Consider the following 12,023-nt stretch of genomic DNA (forward strand, 5'->3'; position numbering starts at 1 on the left):
CTCCCACATTGAAAGGCGGGCGCTCACAGATCTGCTGTCATGCACGGATTCCTGTGGGAGAGGGCTTGCTCGCGAAAGCGGTGGTTCAGGCGAAAACCGGGTGCCTGACAGACTGCCTTCGCGAGCAGGCTCGCTCTCGCAGGCGATTGCGTTTTACAGTGGCCGCTTCAGGGGATTTACAGTAAGGGCCGGTGATGACGCAGTTCTTTGATGCGCGGGGCAATATTTACGGGGTGATTTCGCCGCAGACACTTCGCGATTCGGGGATCGATTTGCCGATCGATGCCGCGCAGTGTGCTTTGTCGAGACCGGCATGGAGTCAGGCGGCGATTGCCCTGTGTTGCGACTGGCCCGAAGGCGAACGTCCGGCCGGCAGCAAATCCCACCGCAGCGATGGCCTGTTGATCGGTCCGTTCCAGTCAGCGCCGCCGTTCGACGTGCTCATCGTCAACACCGACGGCACCCTGGCAGAGCGTAGCGGCAACGGCCTGACGATTTTTTCCCAATCGTTGCTGGAGCAGGCGTTGATGCCGGCGGAAGGCGCGTTATTGCGGGTTTATCACGACAAGGGTGACGCCGTGGAAACCTCGGTGAAACCGGCGGAAGTCGATGGTGTGCGCGGCTTCTGGCTGGACCTCGGTCAACCGTGCTTCGGGCCGTCGGCGGTGGGTGCGCAGACTGTTGAACGTCGTGAGTTCAATGGTCATGAAGTCAGCCACGTAGCGCCATTGGTCCAGCTCGATCCCGCGTGGCAGCACAGTCAGTTCGTGCGCATCGGCAACCCGCATTGCGTGACGTTGCTGACCGACGTTGCCGCGTTGCCGAGCAATCGGCAAATGGGCGAATCGCCCTGGGCCGAAGGCCTGACCCGTATCGCCTACGCCATGCCCGTCGGCGCCGGCCAGCCGTGTCCGGCGGGCGTTAATCTGCAGTGGGCCGCGCGCGAATCGGCGCAACGCATCGTCGCCCGGGTGTTCGAGCGCGGGGAAGGGCCGACGGCGTCTTCCGGCACCAGTGCCAGCGCGGTGGCTTGTGCGGCGTGGTCGGTGGGCTGGGTGGCGAGCGGTGCGGTGCAGGTGGTCATGCCGGGCGGGACGGCGCCTGTTTTGCTTGAACAGGAGCGGGGGGAATTGGTGCGGGTGAGGCTGTTTGGTACGGCTCGATCGATGGGTTGAAGCGGCAATCGCCTTCGCGAGCAGGCTCGCTCCCACAGGGAATGCAGCCCCGTGCGTGATCGCGAGCAGGCTCACTCCTACAGGGAAATGCAGCCCATGTGGGAGCGAGCCTGCTCGCGAAGGGGCCAGCCGATTCAGCTCAGATCGGCACTGAACTCCACCACCGGCATCTGCCGTTTCATGAGCACTTTGCCACCGCGAATCGAATACAGCGGCAGACCCTGACTGCGGATCACCTCGTAATCGCTGTCCGCCGACAGAATCAGCAGGTTTGCCGGGCGACCCGGTTCCAACCCGTAACGTTCGCCCAGGTGCATGGCCCTGGCGCTGTTGTCGGTGACCAGATCCAGCGCGTTCTGCAAGTTGCGGTAACCGAGCATGTGGCAGATGTGCAAGCCGGCTTCGAGCACGCGCAGGATGTTGCCGTTGCCCAGCGGGTACCACGGATCGACGATGGAGTCCTGGCCGAAACACACGTTCATGCCGGCTTCGAGCAGCTCATTGACCCGGGTCACGCCACGGCGTTTCGGGAAGTTGTCGAAGCGCCCCTGCAGGTGAATGCTTTCGGTCGGGCACGAGACAAAACTGATCCCGGAATGCCCGAGCAGGCGGAACAGTTTGGCGCAGTAGGCGTTGTCGTAAGAGCCCATCGCCGTGGTGTGGCTGGCGGTGACCCGTGCGCCCATGTCGCGGCTGCGCGCCTCTTCGGCGAGCACTTCGAGGAAGCGCGAATGCGGGTCGTCGGTTTCGTCGCAGTGCACGTCCACCAGGCAGCCGGTACGTTCGGCCAGGTCCATCAGAAACTTCACTGAGCTGACGCCCTGATCGCGGGTGTACTCGAAATGCGGAATGCCACCGACCACATCGGCGCCCATGCGAATCGCTTCTTCCATCAGCTCGCGACCGTTGCGGAACGACTCGATGCCTTCCTGCGGGAACGCAACGATTTGCAGGTCGATGAGATGACGGCTTTCCTCGCGCACTTCGAGCATCGCCTTGAGCGCCGTGAGCTGCGGGTCGGTGACGTCGACGTGGGTGCGCACGTGCTGGATGCCATGGGCGGCCAGCGTTTGAATGGTCTTCTTGGCGCGGGTCTTGGTGTCCTCTTCGGTGATGGTGACCTTGCGTTCGCCCCAGCACTCGATGCCCTCGAACAGCGTGCCGCTCATGTTCCAGCGCGGCTCGCCGGCGGTGAGGGTGGCGTCGAGGTGGATGTGCGGTTCGACGAAGGGTGGCACTACCAGATTGCCGCCGGCGTCGAGGTCGCCGGGGTTGAGGTTCGGGGCTTCGGTCTGGCGGCCGATGCTGCGGATCAGGCCGTCTTCGAGGTGCAATTCGTGCAAACCTTCCTGGTTACGCAGTCGGGCGTTGATGATGTGCATCAGGCGAATCCTTCTTATAGGTCTTGTAGTGGCGCAGTGGCGCGACGGGCGCCGAGCAGGCCGGTGACGATGACATACGTTAGCGCGGCGGCGGCGATCCCTACCAGCGGCGCGACCCACGGCGAGTGGAACGCAGCGACAGTGCCGACCGCGTAAGCCCCCAGCCCCGGCCAGTTGAACGCCGGCAGCCGCGCGTCGGCCAGGCGTGGATAGCGCCCGCGCCAGCGGAAGAAAAAGTCGGCCATGATCACCCCGCCAATCGGTGGGATCACCGTGCCCAGCAGAATCAGGTAGGGCACCAGCATGTCGTACATGCCCAGCAAGGCGAGCAGGGTGCCGATCACCGCACCCGCTAGGGTTACCGTCTTGCGCCGTCCGGTGCGCAGCAGGTTGCAACCGGCGACGGCGAAGTTGTAGATGGTGTTGTCCTGAGTGCTCCAGATATTGAGTAACAGCATCGCCATCGCCGCCATGGCGAAGCCTTGCAATAGCAACACTTCAACCACGTCCGGCTGCTGATAGACGATCGCACCGTAGGCGCCGATCAGCACCATAAGACCGTTGCCGATGAAAAAACCGATCAGGCTGGCCAGTACCGCTACCCGTGCCGAACGCGAGAAGCGTGTCCAGTTGGTGGCCTGGGTCGCGCCGCTGACGAAGGTGCCGAACACCAGGGTGATCGCGGTCGACCAGTCCAGTGAACCCGTCGGCACCACGCTGAGCAACCCGTCGAGGCCGCCGACTTTGACCGTGGCGACCCACATCGACAGCATCAGCAGCAACATCATCGCCGGCACCGCGATGTATGACAGAATCTCCAGACCGCGATAACCGACATACGCCGTGGCGCAGAACATCAGGCCGAACAGCACCATCAGGCCGAGCACTGTGCCTTGATCCAGTTCAAAGTATTTGCCCAGCACTACCGCAGCGGTCGCGGTGCCCCAGGCGTACCAGCCGATCTGAGTGAAACCGAGGATCAGGTCGCTGAGCTTGCTGCCGACCTCGCCGAAACAGAATCGCCCCATCAACACCGAGTTGAGGCCGCTCTTGAAGGCGATGTAACCCAGACCTGCCGCGTACAGCCCGAGCAGCAGATTGCCGACGATGATCACCACGAGCATCTCACTGAAACTGAAGGCCACGCCGAGCTTGCCGCCAGCAAACATGGTCGCGGTGAAGAAGGTGAAACCCAGCAGCACCATCGCCGTCGAGGCCAGGCCTTTGCGCGCGTGCAGCGGGACTTCGCTGAGGGGGTAGTCGTTACCGGGATCGTTCTGCGTCATGGGGGCGTTCCTTGCTGAAAGGGGAGGACGCGGGGTGGGTTGCAGTGGTCGTGCCAAATGCCGATTGGCGCGGGTTATGTATAGACGAGTCGTGTGGATCGGCGCGAAAGCAGTGCAACTGGGCGCACCGAAGCCCAATGTGGGAGCGAGCCTGCTCGCGAAAGCGGAGTGTCACGCGAGCTCTGCAGTGACTGACATACCGTATTCGCGAGCAGGCTCGCTCCCACAAGGGATTGGGTATGGGTCAGAGAAATCTCAATAACGCGGCGACGATGGCTTCGGGGGCGTCTTCCTGGACGAGGTGGCCGGCGTTGCGGATGGCGTGGAATTGCGCACCGGGGATCATCGCGTGCAACGCCCGGCCCCGTTCGATGGGGATCCACTGATCCTCTTCCCCCCAGAGAATCTGCACCGGGCAGCGAATCATCGGGTACAAACTTTCGGCTTCTTGGGTATAGCGTTCGTCCATTTGTGCGATCTGCCGATAGAACGCCGCTTGCCCCGGATCGCCGAGCCACGGTTGCACGTAGGGCGCCAGTTCGGCGTCGGGGATGTCGCGGTGAATCGCCCCGCGAATGTAGGTCGGGACGATGGCGCGCTGGATGTAGTCCGGCAGGCCGCTGAACGCCGCTTCATGCCGGCGGACATGCTGCACGAACGGCGAACCCCACGGCGTCAGCGCCACCGGATCGATCAGCGTGAGGCTGCGGTAGTCCTTGCCATTGAGCAAATGCGTGCGCAACGCGGTGGCGCCGCCGAAGTCGTGGGCTACCACGTCCGGGCGCTGGATATTCCAGTGATCGAGCAAGCGCGAGAGAAGTTGATTCTGCACGCCGAGGGAAACATCGGCGTGAGGTTTAGCGGAACGCCCGTAGCCCAGGAGGTCGAAATAATGCACCCGGTGGCTGGCGAAGAAATGCGGCGCGATGCGGTGCCACACACAGGAAGAAAACGGTGTGCCATGCACGAACACCAGCGGCGGACCGTCACCGCGCACGGCATGGCGTATTTGATGCCCGTTGAAATCAAAGACCTGATCCAGCAGCCAGTCCGTCATCGGCCTGTCCTCTTGGCGGGTTTGAGCCAAAAAGCATAGGCATAAAAAAACAGCCTCGGGGGCTGTTCTCTGTTTTCCTGACAAACACCGATCCTTTGTAGGAGTGAGCCTGCTCGCGATAGCGGTGTATCAGTCGACATGCATGTTGAATTTCAATCTGCTATCGCGAGCAGGCTCACTCCTACAAGGGGGATTCGCGTTGCGTTATTCGCCGCGATAGATGCAACCACTGGTGCAGGTCTCGTGAATCCGGATCGCGCTGAGTTCCGGCAGCAGCGGCTTCAATTCATTCCAGATGAATTTCGCCAGCACTTCGCTGGTCGGGTTTTCCAGGCCGGGAATATCGTTCAGGTAATTGTGGTCCAGACGCTCGTACAGCGGCTTGAAGATCGCCTTGATTTCCGAGAAGTCGCGGATCCAGCCAGTGTGCGGATCGAGGTCGCCGCTGAGGTGAATCGCCACTTTGAACGAGTGACCGTGCAGGCGGCCGCACTTGTGGCCGTCCGGTACGTGCGGCAGGCGGTGGGCGGATTCGAATGTAAATTCCTTGAAGATTTCCACAGTATTTTCGGCTCTGTTCAGGTGGCGTTCGCCGCAGCGATTCGGGCAGGCGGCGAGTTTACCAGCTTGTGTTTGGCGATGCGGGAAAACACTGACTAAAGGGTCAGCAAGCGCTCGGCGAGGCGACCGCTGGCGCTCAGCTCAAGAAACTCGTCGCCCAGGCGGCGGCTCTCGTCCATTGCCGCGTGCCAGTATTTCTGCCGGCTCGGCGCATCCCCCATGAAGCGCTTGAAGTCGTTGCGGTCGGGCAGCTTGCCGTAAGGCAGGCGCGCCAGATACTCCTTCGACGGCGCGAGCAACAGCACGTCCTGCAAGCGCTCGACCGAGGCGCGGCGCCAGGGCAGGGTCTTGTCGAACCAGCCGGGGATCACCCGGTCGGTGAAGTGTGGATAGAGCACGATGCCGTCGCCGCTGTAGGGCAGGTCGAGGTGATAGTCGAGCAGACCGCCGTCGCGGAACGTGCCGGCGCCGGCACCCGGCAGGTCGCGCACGCCTTCCATGACCATCGGGATCGAGCCGGAGGCCAGCAGCGCCTGCCGCAGGTTGCCGGCGTTGAGGGCGACGAAGCGTGACGGGAAGTCGTGCAGCGCGTTGACCGGTGGCGCGAGGCGCGGGTCGTGAATGATCAGGCGTTCGAAGTGCCGCGACAGCCGCGCCCGCCCGCGCAGGTTATCGGCGATCACCGAACCCAGCGCCAGGCCGAGGCGAGCGCGATGGTCATCGGCCAGGCGCCCGTGGCTTTTGACCACCATGATGTTCAGGCGGTAGTCGGCATTGTTGAGGATGCTGGCATCGCGACCGTCGAGCAGGTCATTGAGCATGCGCTGCGAGCTCTGGCTGATCTCGGCCATGCTCACGCCCTTGTTGAAATTCTGCTCGGCGTACAGTTGGCCGAGACGGCGAATGCCTTCGGCTGCATCCGGCAGACAGGCGCTGGCGAAGCGCCAGGAGCCGACCGACGCGCCGATCAGCGAGCGCTCACGCGGCGCGCTGGGCAGCCATTCGCCGAACAACGCCAGATCCAGCCCCTGAATCCCCAGTGCCTTCGGCCCTCCGGCGGCACCGGGCAGGGTGCCGACGTCAGCGGCGTTCAGGCCCTGGGCACGAATGCGCGCCATGGCCCGAGGGCCAGCCTTGAGGGTGAGGGCGGGGAACTTGATGTGGATGGCGGTCATACCGGTCTCGATCGTTAGCAAGCTTTGGATTATAGGCGCACAACTTGACCCTGTGGGAGCGGGCTTGCTCGCGAAGGCGGTGGGTCAGCAACAATGATGGCGACTGACACACCGCCTTCGCGAGCAAGCCCGCTCCCACAGGGGGGGTGATTATTGGACGGGGCAATGATGGCCATTCAGTTTCAGTTAAGTTGATCCCGCTAAGGTGCCGACCGGAGCAACACATAAAAAACGGAGACACCCATGAAAACCCTGACTGCCCTGTCCATTGCCTCGATCATCGGCCTGACTGCCAGCCTCGCCCACGCCCGCGATCTTGGCCCCGATGAAGCCCTGCGCCTGCGCGACGCTGGTACTATCGTGTCCTTCGAGAAGCTCAACGCCACGGCGCTGGCCAAACACCCGGGTTCGACCATCACCGATACCGAGCTGGAAGAGCAGTACGGCAAGTACATCTACCAGATCGAAATGCGTGACCCACAGGGGTTGGAGTGGGACCTGGAATTGGACGCGGTCAGCGGGCAAGTGCTCAAGGATCATCAGGATACTTAATGAAGCCGTATTTGTTACAGCCACGCACCGGGAGCCGCCTGGCCCTGGTGCTATTGGCATTCTGCTCGGTGGCGGTGGCCCGTGATCTTGGCCCCGATGAAGCGCTGCGCCTGCGTCAGCAGGGGGTGATTCTGCCGCTGGAGCAAGTGCTGCAAAAGGCGCTGGATCGCTATCCGGGGGCCAAACTGCTGGAAGTCGAGCTCGAGGAAAAGCACGACGTCTATGTTTACGAAGTCGAGCTGCTGACAGTCGACGGGGTGGCGCGCGAGTTGCACCTGAAGGCCGACAGCGGCGAATTACTGAAAGACAAGGAAGATTGATCGATGCGTTTGCTTCTGGTGGAAGACCACGTGCCGCTGGCCGACGAATTGCTCGCCGGCCTGCAACGTCAGGGTTATGCGGTGGACTGGCTGGCGGACGGGCGCGATGCGGTCTATCAGGGCAGCAGCGAGCCTTATGACCTGATCATCCTTGACCTCGGTCTGCCCGGCGTTCCGGGGCTTGAGGTGCTGGCGCAATGGCGCGCCGGAGGCCTGTCGACCCCGGTGCTGATCCTCACCGCCCGCGATTCCTGGGCCGAGCGCATCGAAGGCCTGAAGGCCGGTGCCGACGATTACCTGACCAAACCGTTTCATCCCGAAGAGCTGCACTTGCGGGTACAGTCGCTGTTGCGCCGCTCCAAGGGCCAGGCCAACCAGCCGACGCTGAAGGCCGCGGGGCTGCATCTGGATGAGGGTCGTCAATGCGTGATGCGCGACGGCAGCGAGATTCAACTGACCGCCGCCGAATTCCGCCTGCTGCGCTATTTCATGCTGCACCCGGAACAGATCCTGTCGAAAACCCACCTCGCCGAGCACCTCTACGACGGTGAGACCGAGCGTGATTCCAACGTTCTCGAAGTCCACGTCAATCACCTGCGGCGCAAGCTGGGCAAAGCCGTGATCGAAACCCGTCGCGGCCAGGGTTACCTGTTCGGCGGACAATCTTCGTGAGGTCGATCCAGCGCCGCTTGAGCCTGGGGTTGATCAGCGTGATGGTGATCGTCGGCGTGGTGCTGGCGCAGATCAGCCTGTGGTTGTTCGAAGTGGGGCTGCAGCGTTATCTCGAAGCCGGCTTGCGCAACGACAGCGAAAGCCTGCTGGTAGCGCTGGTGCGTGGCCCGCAAGGCTTGCAACTGGATGAGCGGCACCTGTCGCCGGCGTATCAGCGACCGTTTTCCGGGCATTACTTCCGTATCGATTTTGCCGACAGCCACTGGCGCTCGCGGTCGCTGTGGGATCAGGACTTGCCGCTGCTCGAACATCCCGGTCTGCACAGCAACCTGCAACTGGGCCCGGACGGCCAGCAGTTGCTGGTGTTGCGTTCCGATTACCGGCGCCTGGGGCAGTCGATCTCGATCAGTGTCGCGCAGGATTACACCCCGGTGCGCGAGAGCTTCCAGCGCATGCGTCAGATCGGGCTTGGTCTCGGGCTGGCCGGTTTGCTGCTGATTCTGCTGCTGCAACGCTTCACCGTGCGCCGCGCCTTGCGCCCGCTGGAGCGGGCGCGCGAGCAGATCGCCCAGTTGCAGCAGGGCCAGCGTTCGCAACTCGACGATCAGGTGCCGGTGGAACTGGAGCCACTGGTGGCGCAGATCAACCATTTGCTCGCCCACACCGAAGACAGCCTCAAGCGCTCACGCAATGCGCTGGGCAATCTGGGGCATGCGTTGAAGACGCCGCTGGCGGTGCTGTTGAGCCTGGCGTCGAGCGAAAAACTCGATGCGCATCCGGAGTTGCGCAAGATCCTCAAGGACCAATTGGAACAGGTGCAGCAGCGGCTCAATCGCGAACTGAATCGCGCGCGCCTGTCCGGTGATGCGCTGCCCGGTGCGCTGTTCGATTGTGACGCGGAACTGCCGGGGCTGTTGGCGACGCTGAACATGATCCACGGCGAGCATTTGGCGCTGAGCTACGTCGCGCCGCCGGGTCTGCAACTGCCGTGGGACCGTGAGGATCTGCTGGAGCTGCTCGGCAACCTGCTGGACAACGCCTGCAAATGGGCGGACGCCGAGGTGCGCCTGAGTGTGATCGAGCGCACGGATGGCTTTGCCCTGAGCGTGGAAGATGACGGGCCGGGGATCCCCGAACAGCAGCGCAGTCAGGTGTTCAGTCGGGGCGCGAGGCTGGATGAGCAGACCCACGGGCATGGTTTGGGGCTGGGGATCGTCCGCGATATCGTCGAGACGTGGGGCGGGTTGCTGGTGTTGGGCGAGAGCGAGTGGGGCGGGTTGAAGGTGGTGATCGAGTTGCCTAAGCGCTGATCCCGGTCAGTCCCCAACCCCCTGTGGGAGCGGGCTTGCTCGCGAATGCGGTGTGTCAGTCAGTATTGCTTTGTCTGATACACCGCTTTCGCGAGCAAGCCCGCTCCCACATTGGAATTCAGCTGGATGCAAGTCCGCGTCAGACCCGGAACTGATCCATCAGGCTCTGCTGCTGATTCGCCAGGCTGTTCAGCGACTGACTCACCCGCGCTGACTCGTTGGCCTGCCCGGACAGCGATTCGGTCACGTCACGGATGGTCGCCACGTTGTTGTTGATCTCCTCGGCCACCGCGCTCTGTTCTTCCGCCGCGCTGGCGATCTGCAGGTTCATGTCGCTGATCACCGTCACTGCATCGCCGATCTGGCGCAGTGCGGTCACCGCTTGCCCGACCTGTTCGACACTGCCCTGGGCCTGACGATGACTGTTGCCCATCGAGCCGACCACGTCCTGGGTGCCGGTCTGCAGTTGCTCAATCACTTGACGGGTTTCTTCCACCGATTCCTGCGTGCGGCGGGCGAGGTTGCGCACCTCGTCGGCGACCACGGCAAAACCACGACCGGCCTCACCGGCACGCGCCGCTTCGATCGCGGCGTTGAGCGCCAGCAGGTTGGTTTGTTCGGCGATGGCGCGGATGGTTTCCAGCACGGTGCCGATCTTCTCGCTGTTGGCGGCCAGGCCTTCGACCTGGACCATCGCTGCGCTCATGTCGGCGGCGAGGGTGTCGATGCTCGCGGTGGTGCGGTCGATCACGGTCAGGCCCTGACGCGTGGCGCGATCGGCGTCCTTTGCCGCTTCGGCGGCTTGCGCGGCGCTGCGCGCGACGTCTTGCGCAGTGGCGCTCATTTCGTGGGACGCGGTGGCGACCTGATCGACCTGGCGGTATTGCTGCTCCATGCCAGCGCTGGTCTGGGTGGCAATGGCCGAAGACTGGTCGGCGGTGTTGCGTGCGTCCTGCACCGAGCGTTTCACCTCGGCGATGATTGGCTGCAACTTGTCGAGGAACTTGTTGAACCAGCCGGCCAACTGCCCGAGTTCATCCTGTTTGTCATAGGCCAGACGGCGGGTCAGATCACCTTCGCCACTGGCGATGTCTTCGAGCATGTTGGCCACGCCGAGGATCGGTTTGGTCACGCTGCGCGCCATCAGCCACACCAGCAGCAAGCCGACCAAGGCTGCGAGCACGCCGAGGCTCAGTTCGATCAGGGTGCCTGAATTGTTGCTCGCATCCAGTTGCTGCTTGAGTGCTTCGGCGCGGCTGACCAGGACCTTTTCCGGCACATCGAGCAACACGCCCCACGCCGGGCCGCCGGGGATCGGCTGGAACGGCGACAGCACTTTCAACTGGCCGTTGCTGTGCAGGCTGCTGACGCTGCTGCTGGCGCCGAGTTGACGCAGCAGTTCAGCACCGCTGACGGTGTCCACGGCATCCAGACGCTTGCTCAGCTTGCTCGCGTCCGGGCTGTAACCGGCGAGCAGGCCGGTGGGGCTGATGATGCTCACGGCGGTCTGGCCGTCATAGAGCTTTTTGCTCGCGCCCTGGCTGATCGCTTGCAGGCTGTTGAGGTTGATGTCCACCGACAGCGAGGCGATCACTTTGCCGTTGACCATCAGCGGGAAGACGATGCTGGTCATCAGCACGTTCTGGCCGTCGATCACGTAGAAGTACGGTTCGATCACGCACGGCTTGAGCGTGGTGCGCGGGCAGGTGAACCAGGCGTTGGCGGCCTGGCCGCTGGGGCCGGTGCTGGTGTCGGCCATGTCGCTTTCCGGCAGAGCCATCGAGGTGACTTTGCCGGGAGTCGGCTGCGACCAGTACAAGGCGAAACGGCCCTTGTCGTTGCTGCCCAGTTCGGCCTGATCGGCGAACAGTTCATCCTTGCCGTCCAGTGCGTTGGCTTCGAACACCAGCGACAGGCCGAGCAGTTCCGGGTTGGCCTGCAGGGCGGATTTGACCTGACGGGTCATGTCTTCGCGCAGATCGAAGGCATCGAGGAAGCGCTTTTCTGCCTGTTCACGCAGGAACAGCACCTGGCGCGAGAAGCCATGGCCGTATTGATAGGCGTCCATGAACTGCTGGCGAATGCCGGCAGCCTGCACTTCGCCTTGCGATTCAATGCGCGCCTGGGCCGATTCGGTCAGCATCTCCATGCTCGACGCCTTCACCAGCTCGGAGCTGTGCTCCATGCGGTACAGCGAAAGACCCACCAGCAGGGTCACGATGCCCGCCAGGCAGAGGCCGGCGAGCAGGGTGATTTTCCATTGAATGGAAAGTTGTCTGAGCGACATGGAGACGTCCTTATTCGATAAATATCTGAGACTTTGCACTGTAACGGCCGCGTTTCGGCTTTCTTTATTGTTCAAGTGCAATATGACCGATTGCCGCAGTCGCCGAATTCCGCCTGCAGGGTTCTTCATCGGTTGTTACATTCGCTCGCTTTGACACTGCGGTCACTCTGCGGCACAGTGCGCGCCCTTCTAATAAGACCCTCTTTGCAAATCCGCCGGTGCTCCGTGGGCGGACTCATCCTGTCT

Annotated in this window: 11 protein-coding genes and 1 pseudogene; 5 read left to right on the forward strand and 7 right to left on the reverse strand. The window is 62.8% G+C overall.

Going from position 1 to position 12,023, the window contains the following annotated elements; translation table 11 throughout:
* The first annotated feature begins 194 nt into the window (after positions 1-194).
* Positions 195-1,175, forward strand: coding sequence for a DeoR family transcriptional regulator (locus tag U862_RS0101935; protein WP_025108847.1), 981 nt, complete (start codon positions 195-197; stop codon positions 1,173-1,175).
* 134 nt (positions 1,176-1,309) lie between these two features.
* On the opposite strand, the gene codA is transcribed toward U862_RS0101935, so the two are convergent.
* The 5 genes from codA to U862_RS0101960 all read right to left on the reverse strand — a co-directional run bounded on the left by codA (position 1,310) and on the right by U862_RS0101960 (position 6,636).
* A complete protein-coding gene (gene codA / locus U862_RS0101940; RefSeq protein ID WP_025108848.1) occupies positions 1,310-2,557 on the reverse strand; it encodes a cytosine deaminase in 1,248 nt (415 codons plus the stop codon).
* A 14-nt stretch (positions 2,558-2,571) separates the two neighbouring features.
* Positions 2,572-3,843: a cytosine permease gene (gene codB, locus U862_RS0101945; protein ID WP_025108849.1), complete on the reverse strand. Its 1,272-nt coding sequence runs from the start codon at positions 3,841-3,843 to the stop codon at positions 2,572-2,574.
* A 244-nt stretch (positions 3,844-4,087) separates the two neighbouring features.
* A complete protein-coding gene (locus U862_RS0101950) occupies positions 4,088-4,900 on the reverse strand; it encodes an alpha/beta fold hydrolase (RefSeq protein ID WP_025108850.1) in 813 nt (270 codons plus the stop codon).
* Positions 4,901-5,104: 204 nt separating this feature from the next.
* On the reverse strand, positions 5,105-5,461 hold the full coding sequence (queD, locus tag U862_RS0101955; protein WP_007955941.1) for a 6-carboxytetrahydropterin synthase QueD: 357 nt from the start codon (positions 5,459-5,461) through the stop codon (positions 5,105-5,107).
* A gap of 95 nt (positions 5,462-5,556) precedes the next feature.
* Positions 5,557-6,636: a patatin-like phospholipase family protein gene (locus tag U862_RS0101960; protein WP_025108851.1), complete on the reverse strand. Its 1,080-nt coding sequence runs from the start codon at positions 6,634-6,636 to the stop codon at positions 5,557-5,559.
* Positions 6,637-6,879: 243 nt separating this feature from the next.
* Here U862_RS0101960 and U862_RS0101965 point away from each other — a divergent pair, with 243 nt between their 5' ends.
* From U862_RS0101965 to U862_RS0101980, 4 genes are read left to right on the forward strand one after another with little or no spacing between them, the layout of a single operon-like run.
* A complete protein-coding gene (locus U862_RS0101965) occupies positions 6,880-7,188 on the forward strand; it encodes a PepSY domain-containing protein (RefSeq protein WP_025108852.1) in 309 nt (102 codons plus the stop codon).
* Positions 7,188-7,508 (forward strand): PepSY domain-containing protein, encoded by a 321-nt coding sequence (locus U862_RS0101970; protein ID WP_025108853.1) that lies wholly within the window; start codon positions 7,188-7,190, stop codon positions 7,506-7,508. The genes U862_RS0101965 and U862_RS0101970 overlap by 1 nt, the downstream gene beginning before the upstream one ends.
* 3 nt (positions 7,509-7,511) lie before the next feature.
* A complete protein-coding gene (locus tag U862_RS0101975) occupies positions 7,512-8,180 on the forward strand; it encodes a response regulator transcription factor (RefSeq protein WP_025108854.1) in 669 nt (222 codons plus the stop codon).
* Complete coding sequence (locus U862_RS0101980) at positions 8,177-9,490, forward strand: sensor histidine kinase (RefSeq protein ID WP_025108855.1); 1,314 nt, start codon at positions 8,177-8,179, stop codon at positions 9,488-9,490. Before U862_RS0101975 ends, U862_RS0101980 begins: the two co-directional genes overlap by 4 nt.
* Positions 9,491-9,629: 139 nt before the next feature.
* On the opposite strand, the gene U862_RS31350 is transcribed toward U862_RS0101980, so the two are convergent.
* The gene (locus tag U862_RS31350; protein ID WP_371262551.1) at positions 9,630-10,385 is read right to left on the reverse strand and encodes a methyl-accepting chemotaxis protein; all 756 of its coding nucleotides are present in this window, start codon (positions 10,383-10,385) and stop codon (positions 9,630-9,632) included.
* A 102-nt stretch (positions 10,386-10,487) separates the two neighbouring features.
* A pseudogene (locus U862_RS31355) lies at positions 10,488-11,906 on the reverse strand (HAMP domain-containing protein); the annotation flags it as partial.
* Positions 11,907-12,023 lie beyond the last annotated feature (117 nt).

Source organism: Pseudomonas sp. H1h, assembly GCF_000633255.1.
Classification (GTDB): Bacteria; Pseudomonadota; Gammaproteobacteria; order Pseudomonadales; family Pseudomonadaceae; genus Aquipseudomonas.